This is a genomic window from Symbioplanes lichenis (genome assembly GCF_030709675.1).
In the GTDB taxonomy this organism is placed as follows: domain Bacteria; phylum Actinomycetota; class Actinomycetes; order Mycobacteriales; family Micromonosporaceae; genus Actinoplanes; species Actinoplanes lichenis.
The window spans coordinates 1-21,827 of record NZ_JAUZQD010000021.1 but is presented as its reverse complement, the minus strand read 5'-3'; the positions used below and the strand labels follow the sequence as shown (position 1 = coordinate 21,827).

Genomic DNA, 21,827 nt, shown 5'->3' with positions numbered 1-21,827 from the left:
TGTGACTGCTGCTCCTCGCTATCTCATCAGCAGCCGCACGCGGGCGCGGTCACGGGGTCCTCGGCTCCCTCTCCCGTGGGCGCGGCGTCCTTGGCTTCCTCTCCGCCGGCCGCGGTCGCGGCGTCCTTGGCGTCCTCGCCCGTGGGCGCGGTCAGTGGGTCCGGGGTTCGGGTGATCTCGCCGGTCGCGGTGACGATCGGGAAGCCCTCGCGGATCCAGTACTCGACGCCACCGATCATCTCCCGCACCTCGTACCCGAGCCGGGCGAACGCCAGCGCCGCCCGCGTGGCGCCGTTGCAGCCCGGACCCCAGCAGTAGGTGACAACGGCAACACCGGGCCCGGCCACCTCGCTCGCCCGGGCCGGGATCTCGGCGGTCGGCAGGTGCACAGCGCCGGGCAGATGCCCCTGGTCCCAGGCCCGCCGCGACCGCGAGTCGACGAGGACGAAGCTGCCCGGCGGCGCCGTCCGGACGTCGGCGACGTCCGTCTGCGTGGCCAGGCGTTCAGCGAAGATCTCGATGGCGTTTCTCATGGTCATGACGCTAGAAGCCGCGGCGCCTCGGCTTAAGGCAACATCCCCGGTGTACGGGTGTCCGCGCCGACGAAACCCCGGTAGGTTGCGGCCATGACCGTTGATCCCGCCCTCGACCGCACGGATTGGCGGTTGCTGGCCGAGTTGCAGCGCGACGGGCGGGCGAGCTACGCCGAGCTGGCCCGGGCCGTGGCGATGTCGCCGAGTGCCGTGGCCGAGCGGGTCCGCCGGCTGGAGGAAGCCGGAGTCATCGCCGGCTATCGCGCCCAGGTCGATCCCGAGCGGGTCGGCCTGACCGTGATGGCGTTCGTCCGGCTGCGGTACCCGACGGGCAACTACAAGCCGTTCCACGCACTGCTCGACTCCACGCCCGAGATCGTCGAGGCACACCACGTGACCGGCGAGGACTGCTTCGTGCTGAAGGTGCTGGCCCGCTCGATGCGCCATCTGGAAGAAGTGACCGGGCGGATCAGCGGCCTGGGCTCGGTGACGACGAGCGTGGTCTACTCGAGCCCGCTGACCGGCCGCTCGGTGGCGCCGCCCGGCTGAGGCTGTCGCAGGCATCCGGTGGCAAACTGAGGTTGTGGAGCCCCGTTTCTTGCTGCTGTCGGACGTCGCCGCCGAGCTGAACGTCTCCGACTCGCAGGTCTACCACATGGTCCGCAGCGGCGAGCTGCCCGCGATCAAGATCGGTGGCCGGGGTCAGTGGCGGGTGGAGCGGGCGCGGCTCGAGGCCTACATCGAGCAGAAGTACGCGGAGACCGCCGACTGGGTGCGCGAAAACCCCCTGACCGACCGCGAAGCCGACTGACCCGGCTGCCCATAGTTCCAGTGTTCGCCCCCGCGCTGTCCACAATCCCGTTGTTCGCCCAAGCGCTGTCCACAGTCCCGTTGTTCGCCCCTGCGCTGTCCACAGGTCCCATTTGTCCGCCCCGGCGCTATCCACAGGCGCGGCCGGCACCCGTTGACCGCTCGACGTCCCGTCCTGACACTCGTCGTTGAGGGTAATCGCGACTCATCGAAGGCAAACACAGCCAAACGAGATTGTCAGGGGTGACGATGTCGATCGTGGTGATGGATCCGCCGGATCTGAAAGCAGCAACCAAGCACCGTCCCGGCCCGCCCCGGGAAACCAGCCCGCCGGCCACCGCAGCCCGTTCCGCGGTGGTCAGTCCCGCGGCGACCCGCTCGACCGGGGCCGGCTTTGCTTCCGCGGTGGTCAGTCCCGCAGCGGTCCGCTCGGCCGGGGCCGGCTCTGCTTCGGCGGTGGTCAGTCCCGCAGCGGTCCCCTCCGCCGGGACCGCTGAGGCCTCTTCCCCTACCGCCGCGGACTGTTCCCCCGCCGCCGCTGTGGGCGTCCCTGGCCGGCTCCCGGTCGAGGCAAAGTCGGCGCCGGGCGCCCAGGACCAAGCGAACGCCGAGCGGGCCGGGCAGGAGGTCGAGCCGCTGACTCCGGCGGAGCAGGCCGCCGCAGATCTCGCCGCAGCGCAGAGAGCCGCACTGCATCTCCGGCGCGCGCCCCGCTTCGACCCGCCCTACGACGACGAGCAGCACCAGCCGGAGCTCCAAGCCTTCAACCGCTCCAAGGTTCGAGCCGCCATGACGTCCCTCGCCGGGACGACATCGTCCACCACGCTCTCGGCGCTGCCCGCACAGGTGGAGCGCGCCGCCGAGCGTCCTCTCGACCGGTCCTCCGAGCGCGCCACCGAGCGTCCTCTCGACCGGTCCTCCGAGCGCGCCGCCGAGCGTCCTTTCGACCGCTTTCTCGACCGGCGGGGCCACGTCCGTCCGGCGCCGGGCCCCCACGGTCCGGTCCGCCCCTGGCCCGTCCGTCCCGCGCCGGGCTCGCCACCGTCCGGACCCTCAGCCCGAGTCGTCACCAGCCGGCCCATGGTCGAGGACCGGAGCACGGGAGGCCGAGCCGCCGTCCGCCGCTTCGTGAACGCGTCTTTGGAGGTCATCAACGGCTACCGCCCCGCCGGGCACCTCCGCCAGCTGACCTTTCCGAGCGACGCCGCCACGGTCGTCGCCGCCGGCCAGGCCGCTGCCCAGCGCGTCTCCGCGGCGCGCGCCCGGACTCGCACCCCGCGCAACGGCCCCACCCGCGCCGTCGTAGGCCAGCTGAACATCTGCGAGCCCCGCCCCGGCGCCTTCGAAGCCGTCGCCGTCCTCGACACGCCGGCCCGCTCCTGGGCCCTGGCCCTCCGCCTCGAACAACACGACAAGTCCTGGCTGGCCACGGTCATGTACCTGGTCTGAGCCGCCCCACCCACGCCCCCGTCCCCGGGGCGTCCACCGAGCACCCCAGGCGGCGGCCGTCCCGGGCTCCACGAACACCCATGACGTCGCGCCGGACCAGATCCGGCTGAGCCGAGGACGCCCATGCTGTGGCTCGAGCGGTCACAATGGTCTGTGCGCGAAGGGCGAAGCGAGCAACCAGCACTCCGCGCCGCGACGGTCACTGGAACCTCGGGCCGCGTCGGCGCGGCGATTGCGGCGGCACTTGCGGCTGATGGCTGGTTCGTTCGTGGGATCGACCGAGTACCAGGCCAGCGGACCAACCTCCTCGGCGACCTGCGAGACCCGACAGTGCGCCGGGCCGCGCTCCAGCAGTCCGAGCTCGTGGTTCACGCCGCTGCCCTGCACGCGCCCCATGTCGGCCGGGTCGACAACCGAGAGTTCCGGGCCGTCAACGTCGACGCCACCGAGGCGCTGCTCGAAGAAGCCGGCCGCAAGAGTGTCCGGCGCGTTGTCTACATCAGCAGCACCAGCGTCTACGGGCACGCTCTGGTACCCACCGACCAGGCGGTATGGGTCGACGAGGCGTTGGAGCCCCGCCCGCGTGACATCTACGACGAAACGAAGCTGGCAGCCGAGCGCCTGGTCACCTCGGCCGCGATCCCGTCGGTCAGCTTGCGCATCGCCCGCTGCTTCCCGGAGCCGCCGCCCGTGCTGGCGACCCACTTCCTGCATCGAGCCGTAGCGTTGGACGACGTCGTGACAGCCGTCCTCGGCGTCATCGGACAACCCGCCGTGAACGGCACCTTCAACGTCGCGGGGCCCTACCCCTTCACCCGCGCAGACTGCCCCGCCCTGAACAGCGATGCGGCCGGGCTGATCACCGAGCGGCTCCCTGAGATCGCGGCCGCCTTCCGGGAGAGGAACTGGCCGCTACCTCGCACGCTCGACCGCGTCTACGACTCCCGGGCCGCCGCTGAAGCCTTCGGCTATCGCCCGGTGCACGGAATCTACGAGCTGCTGCGCTCGCACTGAATCAGGCGCTAACAATGCGGCGTGGGCCCACCACCAAACCACCCGCAGAAGGCGAGCGCGCAAGAGTGCCACCAGCCGAGCCACCGGCGGGCGGCCGAGGGGCAGGCGGGGGCACCGCACCAGAAGTGAGGCCGGACAGGAAAGGGCCGACCCGAGAAAAGGCGCCGGCCCCCACGGCGCGATGCTGTAGGGGCCGGAGCAGTGCCGGAAGAGCGGGGACGGTCAGACCGCGCCCGGGGCGCCGTGGCAGCGCTTGTACTTCTTGCCCGAGCCGCAGTAGCACGGCGCGTTGCGGGACGGTCCGTTGCTCGCCTCGGCCTGGCCTGACGAGCGGCCGGCCGGGGCGCGGTGGGCGCCGGTGTGAGCCGGGCTCGCCGGGACGACCGGGGAGCCGCCGAGGCCCAGGGCCGGGGCGTTCTGCGGCTCCTGCTGGATCTGCGGGGCGCCCGCGCCGGCCTCGCCGTCGATGGTCGGGGCGGTGTACTGGAGGCTGCCCGGGCGGGTGGCCGGGGCGCCCAGGCCCTTGGCGCGCACCTCGACCTGGGGCTCGTCGTCGTCGCCGGCCCGCGGCATGGCCACGGCCTGGGACGGGTCGACGGTGACGGTGGGCTGCTCCTCGACCTGGACCTCCAGGTTGAAGAGGAAGCCGACCGCCTCCTCCTTGATGCCCTCCATCATCTGGTTGAACATGTCGAAGCCCTCGCGCTGGTATTCGACCACCGGGTCGCGCTGGGCGTACGCCCGCAGGCTGATGCCTTCCTGCAGGTAGTCCATCTCGTAGAGGTGCTCGCGCCACTTGCGGTCGATGACGGCGAGCAGCACCTGGCGCTCGAGCTCGCGGACGGCTTCCTCGCCCAGCTCGTCCTCGCGGGCCTGGTAGGCGTTGCGGGCCTCGGTCTTGATCTTCTCGATCAGGTAGTCCTGGTCGATGCCGGCGCGCTCGCCCCCGTTTTCCTCGACGACGTCATCGATCGTGAGGGTCAGCGGGAAGAGGCGCTTGAGGTTGACCCAGAGCTGGTCGAGATCCCAGTCCTCCGCGTAGCCCTCGGAGGTGGCCGCGCGCACATATTCGGTGACCGTGTCGTCGATCATGTGCTGGGCCTGGTCGTGCATGTCCTCGCCGTCGAGCACGCGCTTGCGCTCGGCGTAGATGACCATGCGCTGCTTGTTGAGGACCTCGTCGTACTTCAGGACGTTCTTGCGGATCTCGGCGTTCTGCGCCTCGATCTGGGTCTGGGCGCTGCGGATCTGGCGGGTCACCATCTTCGACTCGATGGGGACGTCCTCCGGGATGTTGAAGCGGTCCATGACCGCCTCGACGGCACCGGCGCGGAACCGCTTCATCAGGTCGTCCTGCAGCGACAGGTAGAACCGGGACTCGCCCGGGTCACCCTGACGGCCGGAGCGACCGCGCAGCTGGTTGTCGATGCGGCGGGAGTCGTGGCGCTCGGTGCCCAGGACGTAGAGCCCGCCGGCCGCCTGGACCTCGGCGGCCTCGGCCTCACAGGCTTCCTTCCACGCCGGAAGGACCTCTTCGAGGGCCTTCGCATACTCCTCCGGGCTCTCGACCGGGTCGAGCCCGCGCTGGGCGAGCTCGGACGCGGCCAGGAACTCGGGGTTGCCGCCGAGCAGGATGTCGGTGCCGCGACCGGCCATGTTGGTGGCCACGGTGACGCCGCCCTTGCGCCCGGCCTGGGCGATGATCGTCGCCTCCTGGGCGTGGAACTTCGCGTTGAGCACGCTGTGCGCGATGCCGCGGCGGCGCAGGAGCTGCGAGAGGATCTCGGAGTTTTCCACGGAGACCGTGCCGACGAGGATCGGCTGGCCGGTGGCGTGGCGCTCGGCGATGTCCTCGATGACCGCGTTGAACTTGGCCTTCTCGGTCTTGTAGATCACGTCCGGGTGGTCGACGCGGACCATCGGGCGGTGCGTCGGGATGCTCACGACGCCGACCTTGTAGACCTGGTTGAACTCGCCGGCCTCGGTCTGCGCCGTGCCGGTCATGCCGCCGAGCTTGTTGTAGAGGCGGAAGTAATTCTGCAGGGTGATGGTCGCCAGGGTCTGGTTCTCCTGCTTGACCTCCACCCCCTCCTTCGCCTCGATGGCCTGGTGCATGCCCTCGTTGTAGCGGCGGCCGTGCAGGATGCGGCCGGTGAACTCGTCGACGATCAGGACCTCGCCATTTTCGTCGACGATGTAGTCCTTGTCGCGCTTGTAGAGCTCCTTGGCCTTGATGGCGTTGTTGAGGTAGCCCACGAGCGGGGTGTTGACCGACTCGTAGAGGTTGTCGATGCCGAGCCGGTCCTCGACCCGGGCGACGCCGCGCTCGGTGATCGCGACCGTGCGCTTGGCCTCGTCGACCTCGTAGTCGCCCTCGCCGTCCTTGCCCTTCTGCAGGCGGCCGACCAGGTTGGCGAACTCGCCGTACCACCGCTGGGAGTGCTCGCCGGGGCCGGAGATGATCAGCGGCGTGCGGGCCTCGTCGATGAGGATCGAGTCGACCTCGTCCACGATCGCGAAGTTGTGCCCGCGCTGCACCAGCTCGCTCGCCGACCACGCCATGTTGTCGCGCAGGTAGTCGAAGCCGAACTCGTTGTTGGTCCCGTACGTGATGTCGCACTGGTAGGCCGCGCGGTGCTCCGCCGCGGGCCGGTTCGGCAGGATCACGCCGACCGTCAGGCCGAGGAACGTGTGCACCCGGCCGACCCACTCGGCGTCGCGCTGCGCGAGGTAGTCGTTCACCGTGATGATGTGCACACCCTCGCCGCTGAGCGCGTTGAGGTAGGCCGGGAAGACGCCGGTCAGGGTCTTGCCCTCACCGGTCTTCATCTCGGGGATGTTGCCGAAGTGCAGCGCGGCGCCGCCCATGAGCTGGACGTCGTAGGCGCGCTGGCCGAGCACGCGGCGGGCGCCCTCGCGGGCCACCGCGAACGCCTCCACCATCATGTCGTCGAGCGACTCGCCGTCGGCGAACCGCTGCTTGAACTCGGCGGTCTGCTCGCGCAACTCGTCATCGGTCAGGTCGGTGTACTCGTCCTCGATCGAGTTGACCGCGTCGGCGATCGCCTTGAGGCGACGCACCAGTCGGCCTTCGCCGGCGCGGAGGACTTTTTCCAAAATCGACACGGGTCAACGCTCCCCTAGACGGTCTGCCGACCCATCGTAGGCGCCTTTGCTGGGAGGCTGTGACCCGAGCCCCGGGCCAACGGCACAAAGCCCCCGAAATCGCCCGGCTAGTTCGCTGACAGCGCACCGCGCGACCCGGTGGCGACACCGCCGCTCAGCGCGCGAGGATGGCCGCGTGCGGACCCCCGAAATTGTCGTGGACGAACTCGTGATCCGGCCGTGGCGGCGCTCCGACGCCGAGGCGATGACCCGGGCGTGTCAGGACCCGGAGCTGCACCGGTGGTTGTCCGGCTGGCCGCGGCCGTACGAGCTGCGCCACGCCCTCGAGTTCATCGGGACCGGCCGGCCCGGCGCCTTCGACCTCGGGATCTTCGCCGGCGACGAGGTGGCCGGCGGCATCTCGCTGCACCAGATCGACGAGCGGGCGGGCACGGCGGAGATCGGCTACTGGTCGGCGGCCCCCGCGCGGGGACGCAGAGTCACCGAGCGGGCCGCTCGCGCGTTGTGCACGTGGGCGTTCGACGAGGGGCTCCAGCGTGTCGACTGGCGCGCTGCGGTCGGTAACCACGCCTCGCGCGTCACGGCGCTGCGGATCGGCTTCCGCATGATCGGCATCCGGCCCGCCCCCGACAAGTGGCTCGGCGCGCTGACCCCCGGCGATCTCACGGCTGCGGCCCAAGATCTGCCCTTTCCGGTACGCCGTTCAGCCCGCACCTTCCAGGCGGAGCCCCCGGTCATCGCCGCCGCCCCGGTCACGCTCCGCAGGCCCGAGGAGCGCGACATCCCGGCCCTCGTGACGGCGATGAACGATCCGGACGTGGTCACGTGGTTCGGGGTCCACCTGCCGTACGGGGCGGCCGAAGCGGAGAGTCACGTCCGCGACGAGGTGCCCCGGCTGTGGGACCGGGGCGAGGAGGCGGTGTTCGCGATCGTCGACGGGCGGGACGCGTACCAGGGAGAGGTTGACGTGAGGGTGACCACCCGCGACCCGGCGGTGGGCGAAGTGGGTTATCTGGTGTCGCCGCGGGCGCGCGGGCGCGGATATGCGGTGGCGGCGGTCAAGGCGATCAGCCGCTGGGCGTTCGAGGCGCTCGGGCTGAGCCGGCTGGAGATCCGCGCGGCCGACGGCAACGACGCCTCCGTGCGGGTCGCGGTCAAGGCGGGCTTCACCGTGGAGGGCCTGATGAGGCAGGCTTTGATGATCAACGGTGAGCGGCACGACGCCCGGGTGGCGTCGCTGCTGAGAGAAGAGGTCGTGTGAGGGTTCCCACCATCTCCGGCGACGGCGTCGTGCTGCGCGCGCTGACCCGCGACGACCTGGACGAGCTGCTGGTCGCGTACAACGACTGGGACCTGCGGCGCTTCCTGCCCGCACTGCCGATCCCCTTCACCCGCACGCACGCCGACAACTATCTGCGCGACGTCGTGCCGGGGATGATCGCGGCGGGCGGCGGCTTCTGGGCCGTCGCCGACCCGGCCACCGACCGGCTGCTGGGCGGCGTCGGACTCGACCGGGTGATCGCCGAGCGCGGCCAGGCCGAGATCGGATACTGGACAGCACCCGGCGCCCGGCATCGAGGTGTCGCCACCGCCGCCGTGCGCGCGGTGACCGAGCACGCGTTCAGCACCGGCCTCCAGCGCTTGGAGCTCCTCACCCACTGGGAGAACGGCACGAGCCAGCGGGTCGCGCTCGCGGCGGGCTTCCAGCGCGAGGGCGTACGCCGGGGAGCCGTCCAGGATCGCGACGGCGGCCGGGACGACCTGCTCGTCTTCGCCCGGCTGGCCGGTGACCCGCCGGACCCCGTGGTCCGGCTGCTGCCCGACCTGCCCGGCGGCGAGCTCTCCGACGGCGTGGTGACCCTTCGGCCGCTCACCCCGGACGACCTGGACTTCTATCTGGAGCTGCACAGCCTGCCCGACGTCGTCGCCACGACCGTGCCCCCGGTGCCGCCGAGCCGCCAGAAGATGGAACAGCGCTGTGACCGCACGGAAGCGGCGTGGCTGGCCGGCGAGCGGGCCGATCTGATCATCGTCGACACCGCCACGGGCGCCCCGGCCGGCGAGATCGGGCTGTACTACATGGAGCCGCCGACGGCCCAGGCGATGATCGGTTACAGCATGATGCCGGCGTGGCGCAGGCGGGGCTACCCGACGCGGGCGGCCCAGCTCGTGGCCTTGTGGGCCTTCGCGGAGACCGGGATCGCCCGGCTGATCGCGGGCGCCCTGCCGACCAACATCGGCTCCCAGCGGGTGCTGGAGAAGGCGGGCTTCCGGCGCGAGGCCTACATGCGCTCGCGGCTGCCCGGTCCGGACGGCCGCCGGTCGGACGACGTCCAGTTCGTTCTCCTGGCCGAGGATCTGCTGGCCCACGCCACCGCTGAGTGATGCGTTCGCCCGGCCGGTCCGCCGAGTGATGCGTTCGCCCGGGCGGTCCGCCGGGTGTGGGGAGGCCGGCGCCCGCCGGCCTCCGAGCAGCCGTTACCCCGTCGTCTCGAGGCTGAGGATGCCGTAGTCGTAGCCGCGTCTGCGGTAGACGACGCTGGGCCGGCCGCTCTCCTTGTCATGGAAGAGGTAGAAGTCGTGGCCGACAAGCTCCATCTGGAAGAGCGCGTCGTCCACCGTCATCGGGTCCGCGGGGTGTTCCTTCTCGCGCACAATGCGCCACGGCTGGTTGTCGTCCTGCTCGTGCAGGTCGTCCAGCGCGTCGTCCGGCGGCGTCATGCTCGGCAGGTCGGTCGGTAGCCCGGCGGTGGCGGCCGCCACGGACACCGGTGCGTGCCGGCCGCGGTGGACCCGGCGGCGATCGGCGGCGCGACGCAACCGGGCGTCGAGCTTGTTGATCGCCACGTCCAGCGCGGCGTAGAAATCCTTGGCGCAGGCTTCCGCCCGCACGACCGGCCCCCGGGTCACCACCGTGATCTCCACGCGCTGGCAGTTGTCCGACTGCCGCGGGTTGCGCTCGTGGAAGAGCTCCACGTCGACTCGGATCAGCTTCTGGTCGTACCGTTCGACTTTTGCCAGTTTGTCGGCGACGTGTTCCCGATAGTGATCAGGAACCTCTACGTTGCGGCCCTTGACGACAATGTCCACTCGTGACCTCCCCCAACGTTGGCCAGAACAACAGGTAGGTGCTTGCCGGCGTCGGTGGCTCTCGGAAACGATCCACGCGCACGACCGGCGAAAGGCTTGCGAGGACGCTCCTTTCCGGTGCGGCGGGTCGGACGATCGACTTCGCTCCCGGTGGCGGACAAGCATCGCGCTTGTCCTCGTCACCAGAACGCTAACCTGCCGAAGCCCGCCCGTCACCCCTCGTTCGGGAACCCGATGGCGGGACTTCCGGCCCTGACGCCGACCACGGCACACCGGGGCCACCAGCTCCGGGCCGCGTGGCCCGCAGTCGCGTCGCCGCGAGCACCGCGGCCCCCGTGACCTGCACGTCCACCTCCCGCAACCGGCATGTCACGGCGGCCAGCGTGGCCCCCGTCGTGACGATGTCGTCCACCACTATCAGCGTGCCCCCGATCGTCGGCCGCCGTCGCGGAATGCGGATCCCGTCACCCTTTATTCGCAGTGAACTCTCAGCCGCCGCCGCCCGTCCGCGCACATCCAGTGACGCCGAGTCAGGCCGCGGCAGCGCCCGCAACGGCCGCACCATCCGAGCCTGCCAACCGGCACCCTCCAGACGGCGCACAGCCTGTGCGGCGAGCCGCGCCATGTGGTCCCCGTGCCGCTCCCGTACGGCCGCCGCCGTCGAAGGCACCGGAACCACCACGATCGGCACCCGCCGCCCGCCGCCGCCCCGCACCGCAGCCGCCGCCACCGAGGCCGCCAGCACCGCCCCGAGCGGTCCGGCCAGCCGATGCCGCCCCCGCTCCTTGTACGCCAGCAGCGCCTGCCGCAACGCACCCCCGTAGACCCCGGCGGCGACACAGGCCGGCATCCCCTGCGGCGGAGGCGACGGCACTGTCGGGTACGGCCGGAGCGCCTCGAGCTCCGCCACACAGCGCGCACAAGTCCCGTAGCGCAACGGGATCCGCTCGGCGCCACAGCCGGCACAGGCACCGGGCAGCACGAGGTCCGCCAGGTCCCCGCCCCACTCCGCCAGCCGGCGAACCCATCCCGCCTCGACGTCTCGCTTACTCAACACCTGCCCACCTTTCGTCGCTGAACTGAGAGCCCATGCGCAGGACAGCTGTGTGGTCCCGCGGAGCTTGATGAGCAGACGCAGGGGCCGGCGCGCGAAGGCGGGGGCGGAAGCGCAGCGGGCGACAGGCGCCGGGCGACGGTCCAGCGCACGACGGGCAACGCGCGGAAGGCGACGGACAGAAAGCGCCGCGCGACGGGCGCCGCGCGACGGGCGCCGCGCGACGGGCGCCGCGCCACGGGCTACGCGCGACGCGCCGCGGGCGACGGGCGACGGGCGACGGGCGACGGGCGGAAGGTCAGCGAAGGGCGGAGGGCTAGCGGAGGAAGAAGGGGTTGACGGGGCGGACGCCCGGGGGCGGGTTCTGGACGTCGCCCGTCAGGTCGTCGGTCTCGATGGTTTCGGGGCCGGAGAGGACGTCGAAGGCGGCGCCATTGGACATGTATTCGGTGATGTCGGGGACGTATTTGCCCGTGGTGGGGCTGACGGGGTAGGAGGTCAGGTAGGTGACCGGCGTCGTGCCCAGGTCGGAGAGGATCTCGGTGCGCAGGCTGCCGTCGATCTCGGTGGCCAGGATCGCGACGCGGTTGCGGTCGCTGCGGGTGCCCGCGACGACGACGGCCGTCTCGGTGCCCCAGTCGACGGCGGTGACCGTGGCCAGGTCGACGACCTCGGTGAAGCGGGGCGAGGTCAGCTCGGGCTCGTCGCCCTCGGCGGTCAGCGCCGCCACGTAGAGCTTGCCGCCGACCACCAGGGCGACGCGGCGGCCGTCGGGCGCGACCGCGACCGAGGTGATCGGGCCGGCCGGGCCGGTCCACTTGATCTCGCGCAGCGCCTGGCCCTCGGCCGAGAAGCTGTAGAGCTTGCCGCCGACGATGAGCATCCCGAGCTCGCCGGTCTGGGCGTCGTCGGAGGTCAGCGCCCACACCGGCGGCGCCGACGGGTCACCCGGCAGCGGCACGGAGTGCAGGTTGGCCGACTCGCCCGGGGCCGCGCTGCCGACCCGGAGCACCGGACTGCCCTTCTCGGTGACCACCAGCGCGACATAGCCGTGGTCGCCGACGCCGCGGGCGATCGCGGCCGAGCGCACGTTGCGGTTGTCCTCGGCCCGCAGCACCGGCACCGGCTCGGTGGAGCCCGCCGACAGGTCGAGCCGCCGCACCTCGCCGTTGTAGACGATGAAGCGCTCGGGCGTGGCCGCCACCCGGTAGGAGGCGTTGCTGTCCAGATAGTCGGTGCCGGAGGAGTAGTCGCGCTGCTCCTGGTTGCCGATCTTCAGCTCGAGCACCTGCGGCAGTTGCTTGCGCAGCGACCACTGCAGCTGCTGGCGCAACCGCTCCATCGCGTCGGCGGGGGTCTCGCCGTCGGCCGGGTCGAGCGCCTGGTTGCTCAGGTTGATCTGGAGCTTGCCCTCCTCGGTGACGGCGGGCACGTTGCCGATCAGCTGGGTGCCCTCGGGCAGCGGCTCGACGGCATTCTCCAGCCACGCCGAGGGACCGTCGATCAGCCAGTTGATGACCTGCTGGGGCACCTGCTCGCGCGGCACCTCGACGGACATCCACCGCACGTCGGGCACGAGCGAGGTGTGGTCCTTGTTCCAGAAGTAGATGATGCGCTGGTCGTAGTACGAGGTCAGGGCCTGGTCCGTCAGCAGCAGCACCTGCGGCGCCTTGGTGACGAACAGCCCGTCCTTGCCCGTGATGCGCGCGACGGTCAGCTTGTAGGTCTGCACGCCGGAGTCCGGGGAGGCCTCCATTGTCCCGTCGGGGGTGAGCAGCCCGACCGTGCGCGCCTGCAGGGTCACCTCGTCGCTGCCCGGGTTGACGAGCGGGTCCTCGACCAGGTGAATGATCTTGATGGTGGCCGGCACCTTGGCGAACGGGATCGCGGCCGACGGCGACAGGAAGCTGCGCACCTGCTCGATCGACGAGTCCGGGTCACCGGCCGCCGCCGCCTCGAGATAATTCTCGACGAGCGCGGTGGTGTCGTCCGCCGCCTCCTCGCGGGTCGGCTTGGACCGCTCGGAGTCGCTCCCGGAGGACTGCCCCTGCGAGGGCCCCGGCGCGAGGCGCTCGACGTCGGTCTCGTCCGGGATGCCGCAGCCCCCGAGCGCCAGCGCCGCCACCAGCACCCCGGCGAGCATCCGGCGCAGACCCCGGCCGCCCCTCATCGTCCCACCTCCGCGGGCTCGTCGTCCCCGGCCGCCCCACCGGAGTCCGACGCCGCTCCACCGGAATCCGACGCCGCCACGCCGGACGCCGAGGACGGCACGCCAGTCTCCGAGGACGGCGAGGCCGATGCCGGCGACGGCCCGCCGGGCGTCGAAGTGGGCACGCCGGGCGAGGGGGGCGGCGGGGAGGACGGCAGCTCGATGATCGCGCCGTCGGGTGGAAGCGGAGCGGGGACGGCGTCCACCGCCCGGTCACGCGGGATCAGCGGAAGCGGCGCGGCCACGAGGCGGTCGCCGGAGCGGACGGGCACGGTCAGCCGGAACTGGGCCCCACCGCCGGGCTCGCCCCACGCCTCGAGCCAGCCGCCGTGCAGGCGGGCGTCCTCGACGGAGATCGACAAGCCGAGGCCGGTGCCGCCGGTCTGGCGGGCCCGCGAGGGGTCCGCGCGCCAGAAGCGGTTGAAGACCAGGCGCTCCTCCCCCGGCTTGAGGCCGACGCCGTGGTCCCGGACCGTGACGGCGACGGCCGCGTCGTCGGTGGCCATGGTGACCTCGACCGGCCTGCGCTCACCGTGCTCGACCGCGTTGCCCACGAGGTTGCGCAGGATGCGCTCGACGCGCCGGGGGTCGACCTCGGCGATGACCGGCGTGTCGGGCAGGCGGAGCACGATCGTGACGCCGACCCGCTCGGCCAGGCCGGTGAGCCGCTCGGCGACGCGCTCGACGATCGGGACCAGGTCGGTGTGCTCGGCGTCGAGCGCCGCGAAGCCCGCGTCGAAGCGGCTGATCTCGAGCAGGTCGGTGAGCAGGCCCTCGAAGCGGTCCAGCTCGGCCTGCAGCAGCTCGGCGCTGCGCGCCACGGCCGGGTCGAACTCGTCGCGCGACGAGAAGATGAGGTCGGCGGCCATCCGCACGGTCGTCAGCGGCGTCCGCAGCTCGTGCGACACGTCGGACGTGAAGCGCCGCTGCAGCCGAGACATCTCCTCGAGACGCACGATCTGGCGCTGCAGGTTGGCGGCCATCTGGTTGAAGGAGGCGGCCAGCAGGGCGAGATCGTCCTCGCCGTCGACCTTCATCCGCTGGTCGAGCAGGCCGGCCGAGAGCCGCTGGGCGGTGCGCGCGGCCACCCGGACCGGCGTCACCACCATGCGCGTGACCAGGCCGGCCATCACGCCGAGCAGGATGACCAGGGCGAGACCGGTGACGAGGACCGTGGTGCGGATCTCGTTGGCCGCGCGGTCCTCGGTGGTGAGCGGCACCATGTAATAGAGCTCGAGGTGGCCGAAGGCGGCCGGCACGGGCGAGCCGTAGACCAGGTATTTCACCGGCTCGCCGCGCACGTCGGTGGTGCGGATCTGCTGGGCGACCAGGCTGTCGCCCGAGACGTCGCGCCGCAGCTCCTTGGTGATCAGCGCGCTGGTGTCGAACTTGGCCGACGTCACCGGCTTGATGTCGGGGATGCTGTCGGCGCGCAGCTCGAGGATGGCGCCGCCGGTCTCGTCGGGGTCGCCGGCCGCGAGCCGGGTCACGGTGTTGTTGAGCGTGACCGGGAGCTTCGGGTCGCGGACCTGCCGGTGCACGGTCAGCTGGCTGATCGCATAGTCGACCTTGCCGACCATCTGCGAGTGCACCTCGTCCTCGGCCCGGTCGAGCAGGATCTGGGTGCTGCGGTCGGCGATGAACCAGCCGAAGGCCCCCACCAGCAGGCTCGACGTCACCAGGGTCAGGGTGACGACGCGCAGGTGCAACGAGCGCCGCCAGGCCCGGCGCGCCGGAGCGGAATAGCGCTTGAGCCTGCGCAGGGCCATGCGCCACTGCCGCCGCACCACGCGGAGGGGGCGGCGGACGGGCATCGGAAGCCAGGCAGGAGCACGCATCGGGGCCAAGGTTAGCCCCGACCCCCGACAAAGCGCGCGGACCCTGTGGACAACAAAAGGCCCCGCTCCCCCATGAAGCGGGAAGCAGGGCCAGGGGAAAGACAGGCTCAGCCCGTCCCGGCCTTGTAGCCCACCCCACGTACGGTCAAAATGATCTCCGGCCGCTCCGGATCCGGCTCGATCTTGGCCCGCAGCCGCTGCACGTGCACGTTGACCAGCCGCGTGTCGGCCGCGTGCCGATAGCCCCAGACCTGCTCCAGCAGCACCTCGCGGGTGAAGACCTGGCGCGGCTTGCGGGCGAGCGCGACCAGCAGGTCGAACTCGAGCGGCGTCAGCTTCACCTCCTCGCCGTCGCGCGACACCGTGTGGGCCGGGACGTCGATGGTGATCTGGTTGCCGGGCGGGCCGATGGTCAGCATCTCCGGGGCGGCGTCCTCGCCGCGGCGCAGGCGGGCCCGCATCCGCGCCACCAGCTCCTTGGGCTTGAACGGCTTCACCACATAGTCGTCGGCGCCTGACTCGAGGCCGAGCACCACGTCGACCGTGTCGCTCTTGGCGGTCAGCATGACGATCGGGATGCCGGACTCGGCGCGGATGGCCCGGGCCACGTCGATGCCGCTCATTCCGGGCAGCATCAGGTCGAGCAGAACTATGTCGGGCCTGGACTCCCGGAACGCGGCGAGCGCCCGCTCACCGTCGGCGACGAACGAGGGCAGGAAACCCTCGCTGCGCAGGACGATGCCGAGCATCTCGGCCAGCGCGGGGTCGTCGTCGACGACGAGTACGCGGGCTCTCATGCGATCCAATATTGCACTGTCCCCTTCCGGACCGTGTGACCGCCCGTCGATCATCATCACGACGGGCCTGCCGATCATGGCGTGACGAGCCCGGAAAAGCCAGAGAGTGAGGGGAACGGTGCGGACGGCAGCACCGCCCGCACCGGCATCAGCGGTCGAACTCGCCGGCCCGCACCCCGGCGATGAACTCCCGCCATCCTTCCCGGCCGAACTCGAGGACCGGCCCCGAGACGTCCTTGCTGTCCCGTACAAAGATCGCGGCCGCGGCCGAAGCGATCTCCACACAGTGCCCGGCGGGGCCGCTACGCGTGCTCTTCCGCCAGGTCAAAGCCTTGTGCTGCAATGTCATGCCCTTCAGCGTATGAATACCCGCCGGACTAACGGCGTGAAGTCGTGATCAGTCGAGCAGTTCAACTGATCGGGCGATAAACTTGCGCGTTTCGGACACCGGCAGGGCCCGCGACCGTACGTCCTCGAACGCCGCCCGATAGACCGCGACGTCACCGGGCTTGGTGCGCAGCTGGCCGCCGACGAGATCCTCGCTGTGCACGACCGAGGGCCGGTCCTCGAAGTCGAAGATCACGAACGCCTCGGTCACCGCCGCGTGCGACCCGGCGGCGAACGGCAGCACGTGCAGGTCGATGCCCGGGCGGCGGCTGGCGTCGTACAGCCGCTGGAGCTGGCGGTGCATCACGCCGGCGCCCCCCACCTCGCGGCGGAGCACGGCCTCGTCGAGCACCACGCACAGGCGCGGGGCGGGGTCCCGGCTCAGGACGCTCTGCCGGGCCATGCGCAGGGCGGTGCGGCGCTCCAGGACCTCGGTGTCCCGCTCGTCGGCAGCCGCCCGGATGACCGCGTGGGCGTACTCGTCGGTCTGCAGCAGGCCCGGCACCAGCTGCGACTCCCACTCGCACATCAGCACGGCCTCGGCCTCGAACGCCACGTACTCGTCGTAGGGCTCGTAGACCGACGAACGGTAGGGCGCCCACCACACCCGGGCCCGGCCGCGCCGCGCCAGCTCCCGGAGCGGAGGGCGCTCACTCTGCGGTACACCCAGCATGTGCAGCAGCCGCTCCAGGTCCGCGTCGCTGATGCCGGTGCGCGCCGTCTCGATCCGGGACAGCTTCGACTCCGACCACTGCAGCCCGGCCGCCACCTGCGATCCCCGGCGCTCACCACGCAGGCGGCGCAGCTCGTCGCCGAGTTCCCGACGGGCAGCCATGGATGTCGATCGCGCCACGCGACCACCGTACCGGCGACTCTGTGCAACTTGCAGACCACGATCTGCACTTGCAGATCCGCCCTGACCATGTGCTAATGGGATAGGAGGTACGACTTGGTGCGGGTCGCCGGGCGGGAGACCAGGCACCACCTGCGCGTCGCCTGCGGGGGCGAGGCGCGGATGTCGGAAAGCGAACCGGATGGCGGCAACCACCGGTTCGCTTTTCCATGTGCCCAGCCCTGAGCATCCACGCGTACGCACCCGGAGCGCGAAAAAGACCGGGAAAGCGAACGAGGCGACAGGCCCGAAGACCCGCCGCCCCGTTCATCCCCCCGGTTTGGTACCGCGCGCGTCGTGGGACCCCCCGATCACCAGTGACGCTGCGTGGTTATAGATTCACACTCCGCACAGACCATGTCAAGCAAATCCGGAAAAGTCGGAAAAGTCAGTTTGCCGGGGCGGCGAGGAACAGCTCCCCCACGCCCGCAGCAGTCGCCGGTCCGGTCGATGCCGGCACGTACGCAGCGGACCCGGGAGTCAACTCCACCGGAGTCCCGTCCACCGCCTCCGCCACGAACGTGTCCCCCGCCACGCCGAGCACGATCCGCGGACCACCGGCGGGCAGACGCTGCGGCGGGGTCGCCGGGGTCAGCGTCATCCGGTACAGCGCGAACTCGCGTACCGGAACCTTCCACGTCACCACGCCGGGCGACACCTCGGTCGCCGCCAGGATCGGCTCCTCGAGCACCTCGAAGCGGAGCACCCGCAGCAGCTCGTCCACGTCCACCCGCTTCGGCGTGAGCCCGCCGCGCAGCACGTTGTCGCTTGCGGCCATGATCTCGACGCCGGTGCCGCTCAGATAGGCGTGCAGGTTCCCGGCGGGCATCCAAATGGCCTCGCCCGGCGCGAGCTGCACCAGGTTGAGCAGCAGCGCGACCAGCACGCCCGGGTCCGCCGGGTAGCTCTCCGCGAGCCGGGCGACCAGCGGCGCGGCCTGCGCCTCGGCGATCAGGGCGGCCCGGTCGTCCGCCGGCCACTCGAGCAGGGTGCGCACCGCGACGCTCAGTCCGTCGACGCCCTTGCGCAGCGCGTCCACGACGGAACCCAGCCGGTCGATGCCCAGGGCGGCGAGCTCGTCCGCCGCCACGTGCGGGTCCCGGAAGCCGCACAGCGCCTCGAACGGTGTCAACGCGACGAGCATCTCCGGCTTGTGGAACGCGTCCGTGTAATTCCTGGGCGCGGACGGGTCGGCATCCTGCGCGGCGAAGGCACGCTTCGCGTACTCGGCGTCCGGGTGGGCCTGCAGCGAGAGCGGGGCACCAGCCGCCAGCACCTTCATCAGGTACGGCAACCGCGTCCCGAACTCGGCGGCCACCTCGGCTCCGAGCTGCCCCTCGGGGTCCTGCTCGATGAGCGTGTTCAGCGTCACCGGACCCGCGTCGCCCGGGACCGTCGACGGGTCACCGGGATGCGCACCGAGCCACAGCTCGGCCTCGGGCTCCTCGGTCGGGGCGGGCCGGCCCTGCAGCTCGGCCAGGGCGGTGCGCGAGCCCCACGCGTACGGGCGGATGACGCCGGTCAGCGGAAGAACAGCAGCCACGGGGCCGCCTCCTTAGTCGATGAACAGAAAAGGACCCGCGAGCGCGCGGCCCGCGGGTCCTTCCATCAGATCAGTGTGCCGGTTCGGCGGCGGCGTCTTCCTTGGTCGCGGCCGCCAGCTGCGGACTGAAGATGTCCGGCTCGAGATAGATCACGCGAGCGATCGGCAGGGCCGCCCGGATGCGCTGCTCGGTCTCGTTGATGTGCCGGGCCACCTCCTCGGCGCTCTCCGTCGGCGGGACCGCGATCTTCGCCGCGACCAGCAGCTCCTCCGGGCCGAGGTAGAGCGTCTTCATGTGGATGACGCGCTCGACGCCGGGGCCGGCGGTGATGGCCTTCTGCAGCTTGGTGATGTCCTCGGGGTTGGCCCCCTCGCCCAGCAGCAGGCTCTTGGTCTCGATGGCCAGCACGGCCGCGATGACCACGAGCAGCGCGCCGATGAAGAGCGTGCCGATGCCGTCCCAGATGCCGTTGCCGGTGATCAGGGTCAGCCCCACGCCCAGCAGCGCAAACACCAGACCGGTGAGGGCTCCGGCGTCCTCCAGCAGCACCACGGGCAGCTCGGGCGCCTTGGCCCGGCGCACGTAGTCGACCCAGCTGGTCTTGCCGCGCGTGTGGTTCGACTCCTTGATCGCCGTCCGGAAGGAGTAGCCCTCCAGACCGATGGAGACCACCAGCACTGCGACGGGCACCCACTGCCAGCTCTCGATCGGCTCGGGGTGCTGGATCTTGTGCCAGCCCTCGTAGAGCGCGAACAGGCCACCGACGCTGAACAGCACGATCGCGACGATGAAGGCGTAGATGTAACGCTCCCGCCCGTACCCGAAGGGGTGTTCGGCGGTGGGCCGGCGCCGCGAGCGCTTGCCGCCCAGCAGCAGCAGGCCCTGGTTGCCGGAGTCGGCGACCGAGTGGATCGACTCGGCCAGCATCGACGAGCTGCCGGTCAGCAGGAACGCGACGAACTTGGTGACTGCGATGCCGAGGTTCGCGGACAGCGCCGCAAGGATCGCCTTGGTGCCGCCTTCAGCACTCACTGCAGGGTCTCCGGCATGGGGTTGCTCAGTTCCTTCATCTCGTTGATGGCGGGCACGGCCATGGGGTCGAGGCCGTGCGCCAGGGCCAGGTAGATCGACGCGAAGTCGGGCACGGCCGTGAGCGACGCGAGCCGCTCCAGCGCGGAGCCGCCCTCCGCGGTGAGGACGTCGCAGCGCACGCCCCGCCGCTCGGCGAGCACCTGGACGGCCTCCGCCCGGCGCTCCTCGACGGCGACCGGCTCGTCCGCGTCGTCCTCGGGGTTGAGACCGCCGTCCCGGAACACGACGAGCCGCAGCCGGGTGGTGGCCTCCTCGTCGTCGGGGTCGGCGAAGATGTCCCGGGACGTCTCGGCCAGACCGCCGAAGGGCCCGTCCAGCAGGCCCACGCGACCCCGGCCGGCCTCGCCCAGCGCGCCGGCCATCACCGGGTAGCGGGCGTTGGCGGCCAGCGTGTCGGCGAAGCGCCGGGCCGCGACGGTGGCCAGCGGCGACGAGCCCCACACGATCGGCACCGAGCCGGAGATGTCGAGGGCGAGCGACTTGGCCGGGTTGACGAACGACTCGGCGGCCGGGCGGCAGCGCTCGGCGTCGGCGTCCAGGCGGGTGGCGGTCTCGGCGAAGTCGGCCTCGTTGACCTTCACCAGGCCCAGCGCGCGCCCGGCGAGCAGCACCGGCACGGCCAGGCCCCACAGGGTGGCCCGGGCCGGCGCGCGCCGGGGCACAGGGATGAACGGCGCCCGGGCCCGCTCGGCCATGGACTGCAGCTCGGAGTCGGGGCGGCCGATGGCGACCAGCCGGGCCCCGCGCCGGGTGGCGGCGTCCGCGGCGGCGAGCGCCTCGGGGCTGCGGCCGGACGCGGACACGGCGATGACCACGTCGGCGGCACCCACCCAGCCCGGGATGCCCGCGCTGCGGTGCCCGATGACGGGCACGGGACAGCGGGGGCCCGCGACCGTGGACAGGATGTTGCCGGTGAGGCCGGCGGTGCCGATGCCCGCGACCACGACCGCGCGGGGACGGCCCTCGTCGGCCAGGCCGCTCAGGTTGGCCTCGGCGGCCAGCGACGCGGCCTCGCGGACCTGGGCTCCGGCGGACGCCGTGGCCCGCAGCATGCCGCCCGGGTCGTTCGCCAGCATCTCCTTCTCGTCGGCGAGCAGGGACTCGTCGGCGACGCGGCGCCCGCTGAGGCCCGCCGTCCCGTCGTCGGGGCTTGCCATGTCAGGCCACCTCACTGTGCGTGCCAGGGCCGGTGCCGGGCCGGGCCTCGTCCAGCAGCAGCACCGGGATGTCGTCGCGCACCTCGAAGACCCGCCCGCACTCCGTGCAGGTCAGGGTCTGCTCACCGGCGTCGTAGCCCAGCGGCGCGTGATGGGTGTCCGGACAGGCCAGGATGTCCAGCAACTGCGGGTCGAGGGCCACCGGAAAGGCTCCTTCGCGGTACGGATCTGTGGGGTTGTCTTCCCCAGGAACCAGGTGATCCTAACCGCGTACGAGAGCGAGCACCTCGTCGCGCAGCGCCGCCATCCGGTCGGGCTTGGGCGCCTCGACGTTGAGGCGCAGCAGCGGCTCCGTGTTGGACGCGCGCAGGTTGAACCACGAGCCGTCGCCCAGCTTCACCGTCATGCCGTCGAGGCTGTCGAACTCCGCGTCCGGGAACGCGGCCCTGACCTCCGCGATCTTGGCGGCGGCGTCCGGGACGGTCGAGTTGATCTCGCCCGAGGCACTGTAGCGCTCGTACTCGGCGGCGAAGGCCGACAGCGGCTCGGCCTGCCCGCCCAGCGCGGCCAGCACGTGCATCGCGGCCAGCATGCCGGTGTCGGCGAACCAGAAGTCGCGGAAGTAGTAGTGCGCCGAGTGCTCACCACCGAAGATCGCGTTCGTCCGCGCCATCTCGGCCTTGATGAACGAGTGCCCGACCCGGCTGCGGATCGGCTCACCGCCGGCCTCGGCGATGATCTCGGGTACGGCCGCCGACGTGATCAGGTTGTGGATCACCGCGGCGCCCGGGGCCTTCGCCAGCTCCCGCTTCGCCACCAGCGCCGTGATCGCGGA

At 71.5% G+C, this 21,827-nt stretch carries 20 protein-coding genes; 6 read left to right on the top strand and 14 right to left on the bottom strand.

The features are described 5' to 3' along the window. Window positions 1-26: 26 nt before the first annotated feature. Window positions 27-533, bottom strand: coding sequence for a rhodanese-like domain-containing protein (locus tag RAN62_RS37270; RefSeq protein ID WP_305789581.1), 507 nt, complete (start codon window positions 531-533; stop codon window positions 27-29). 93 nt (window positions 534-626) lie between these two features. Here RAN62_RS37270 and RAN62_RS37265 point away from each other — a divergent pair, with 93 nt between their 5' ends. From RAN62_RS37265 to RAN62_RS37250, 4 genes are all read left to right on the top strand, one after another. Continuing rightward, window positions 627-1,082, top strand: coding sequence for an Lrp/AsnC family transcriptional regulator (locus tag RAN62_RS37265; protein WP_305789580.1), 456 nt, complete (start codon window positions 627-629; stop codon window positions 1,080-1,082). A 34-nt stretch (window positions 1,083-1,116) separates the two neighbouring features. Further along, a complete protein-coding gene (locus tag RAN62_RS37260) occupies window positions 1,117-1,344 on the top strand; it encodes a helix-turn-helix transcriptional regulator (RefSeq protein WP_305789579.1) in 228 nt (75 codons plus the stop codon). A 539-nt stretch (window positions 1,345-1,883) separates the two neighbouring features. After that, window positions 1,884-2,792, top strand: a complete 909-nt coding sequence (locus RAN62_RS37255) for an Rv3235 family protein (protein WP_305789578.1) — start codon at window positions 1,884-1,886, stop codon at window positions 2,790-2,792. Window positions 2,793-2,915: 123 nt separating this feature from the next. Next, a complete protein-coding gene (locus RAN62_RS37250; RefSeq protein WP_305789577.1) occupies window positions 2,916-3,806 on the top strand; it encodes an NAD-dependent epimerase/dehydratase family protein in 891 nt (296 codons plus the stop codon). A gap of 222 nt (window positions 3,807-4,028) precedes the next feature. Here the strand turns inward: RAN62_RS37250 and secA are convergent, their stop codons facing one another. Next, window positions 4,029-6,932 (bottom strand): preprotein translocase subunit SecA, encoded by a 2,904-nt coding sequence (gene secA, locus RAN62_RS37245; RefSeq protein WP_305789576.1) that lies wholly within the window; start codon window positions 6,930-6,932, stop codon window positions 4,029-4,031. A gap of 175 nt (window positions 6,933-7,107) precedes the next feature. On the opposite strand from secA, the gene RAN62_RS37240 reads away from it, so the two are divergent. Both RAN62_RS37240 and RAN62_RS37235 read left to right on the top strand, forming a co-directional pair. Continuing rightward, window positions 7,108-8,193: a GNAT family N-acetyltransferase gene (locus RAN62_RS37240; RefSeq protein ID WP_305789575.1), complete on the top strand. Its 1,086-nt coding sequence runs from the start codon at window positions 7,108-7,110 to the stop codon at window positions 8,191-8,193. After that, window positions 8,190-9,317: a GNAT family N-acetyltransferase gene (locus tag RAN62_RS37235; protein WP_305789574.1), complete on the top strand. Its 1,128-nt coding sequence runs from the start codon at window positions 8,190-8,192 to the stop codon at window positions 9,315-9,317. Before RAN62_RS37240 ends, RAN62_RS37235 begins: the two co-directional genes overlap by 4 nt. A 93-nt stretch (window positions 9,318-9,410) precedes the next feature. Here the strand turns inward: RAN62_RS37235 and hpf are convergent, their stop codons facing one another. The 12 genes from hpf to RAN62_RS37175 all read right to left on the bottom strand — a co-directional run. After that, the gene (gene hpf / locus RAN62_RS37230) at window positions 9,411-10,022 is read right to left on the bottom strand and encodes a ribosome hibernation-promoting factor, HPF/YfiA family (RefSeq protein ID WP_305789573.1); all 612 of its coding nucleotides are present in this window, start codon (window positions 10,020-10,022) and stop codon (window positions 9,411-9,413) included. Between the two features lie 190 nt (window positions 10,023-10,212). Beyond that, on the bottom strand, window positions 10,213-11,079 hold the full coding sequence (locus RAN62_RS37225) for a ComF family protein (RefSeq protein WP_305789572.1): 867 nt from the start codon (window positions 11,077-11,079) through the stop codon (window positions 10,213-10,215). 313 nt (window positions 11,080-11,392) lie between these two features. Next, entirely contained in the window at window positions 11,393-13,246 is a 1,854-nt protein-coding gene (locus RAN62_RS37220; RefSeq protein ID WP_305789571.1) for an LpqB family beta-propeller domain-containing protein, read from the bottom strand. Beyond that, complete coding sequence (mtrB, locus tag RAN62_RS37215) at window positions 13,243-15,054, bottom strand: MtrAB system histidine kinase MtrB (protein WP_305789649.1); 1,812 nt, start codon at window positions 15,052-15,054, stop codon at window positions 13,243-13,245. Before mtrB ends, RAN62_RS37220 begins: the two co-directional genes overlap by 4 nt. 176 nt (window positions 15,055-15,230) lie before the next feature. After that, a complete protein-coding gene (gene mtrA / locus RAN62_RS37210; RefSeq protein WP_089293161.1) occupies window positions 15,231-15,920 on the bottom strand; it encodes an MtrAB system response regulator MtrA in 690 nt (229 codons plus the stop codon). Between the two features lie 148 nt (window positions 15,921-16,068). After that, on the bottom strand, window positions 16,069-16,269 hold the full coding sequence (locus RAN62_RS37205; protein WP_305789570.1) for a DUF397 domain-containing protein: 201 nt from the start codon (window positions 16,267-16,269) through the stop codon (window positions 16,069-16,071). A 48-nt stretch (window positions 16,270-16,317) separates the two neighbouring features. Then, complete coding sequence (locus RAN62_RS37200) at window positions 16,318-17,160, bottom strand: helix-turn-helix domain-containing protein (RefSeq protein WP_305789569.1); 843 nt, start codon at window positions 17,158-17,160, stop codon at window positions 16,318-16,320. A 427-nt stretch (window positions 17,161-17,587) separates the two neighbouring features. Further along, complete coding sequence (manA, locus tag RAN62_RS37195) at window positions 17,588-18,742, bottom strand: mannose-6-phosphate isomerase, class I (protein WP_305789568.1); 1,155 nt, start codon at window positions 18,740-18,742, stop codon at window positions 17,588-17,590. Window positions 18,743-18,812: 70 nt separating this feature from the next. After that, window positions 18,813-19,775 carry a cation diffusion facilitator family transporter gene (locus RAN62_RS37190; RefSeq protein ID WP_305789567.1) on the bottom strand — a complete coding sequence of 321 codons (963 nt, stop codon included), beginning with the start codon at window positions 19,773-19,775 and terminating at the stop codon, window positions 18,813-18,815. Beyond that, a complete protein-coding gene (locus tag RAN62_RS37185; protein WP_305789566.1) occupies window positions 19,772-20,992 on the bottom strand; it encodes an SIS domain-containing protein in 1,221 nt (406 codons plus the stop codon). The genes RAN62_RS37190 and RAN62_RS37185 overlap by 4 nt, the downstream gene beginning before the upstream one ends. Window position 20,993: 1 nt before the next feature. Continuing rightward, complete coding sequence (locus RAN62_RS37180) at window positions 20,994-21,194, bottom strand: Trm112 family protein (RefSeq protein WP_305789565.1); 201 nt, start codon at window positions 21,192-21,194, stop codon at window positions 20,994-20,996. A 60-nt stretch (window positions 21,195-21,254) separates the two neighbouring features. After that, window positions 21,255-21,827 (bottom strand): phosphohexomutase domain-containing protein (locus tag RAN62_RS37175; RefSeq protein ID WP_498371886.1); only part of this gene is annotated, 573 nt, incomplete at its 5' end.

Coding starts and splice junctions, on each gene's coding strand:
- RAN62_RS37250 (WP_305789577.1), top strand. CDS start 2,916: ATGCTGTGGCTCGAGCGGTCACAATGGTCTGTGCGCGAAGGGCGAAGC.
- RAN62_RS37205 (WP_305789570.1), bottom strand. CDS start 16,269: ATGACATTGCAGCACAAGGCTTTGACCTGGCGGAAGAGCACGCGTAGC.
- RAN62_RS37185 (WP_305789566.1), bottom strand. CDS start 20,992: ATGGCAAGCCCCGACGACGGGACGGCGGGCCTCAGCGGGCGCCGCGTC.
- RAN62_RS37265 (WP_305789580.1), top strand. CDS start 627: ATGACCGTTGATCCCGCCCTCGACCGCACGGATTGGCGGTTGCTGGCC.
- RAN62_RS37270 (WP_305789581.1), bottom strand. CDS start 533: ATGAGAAACGCCATCGAGATCTTCGCTGAACGCCTGGCCACGCAGACG.
- RAN62_RS37220 (WP_305789571.1), bottom strand. CDS start 13,246: ATGAGGGGCGGCCGGGGTCTGCGCCGGATGCTCGCCGGGGTGCTGGTG.
- mtrA (WP_089293161.1), bottom strand. CDS start 15,920: ATGAGAGCCCGCGTACTCGTCGTCGACGACGACCCCGCGCTGGCCGAG.
- mtrB (WP_305789649.1), bottom strand. CDS start 15,054: ATGGCCCTGCGCAGGCTCAAGCGCTATTCCGCTCCGGCGCGCCGGGCC.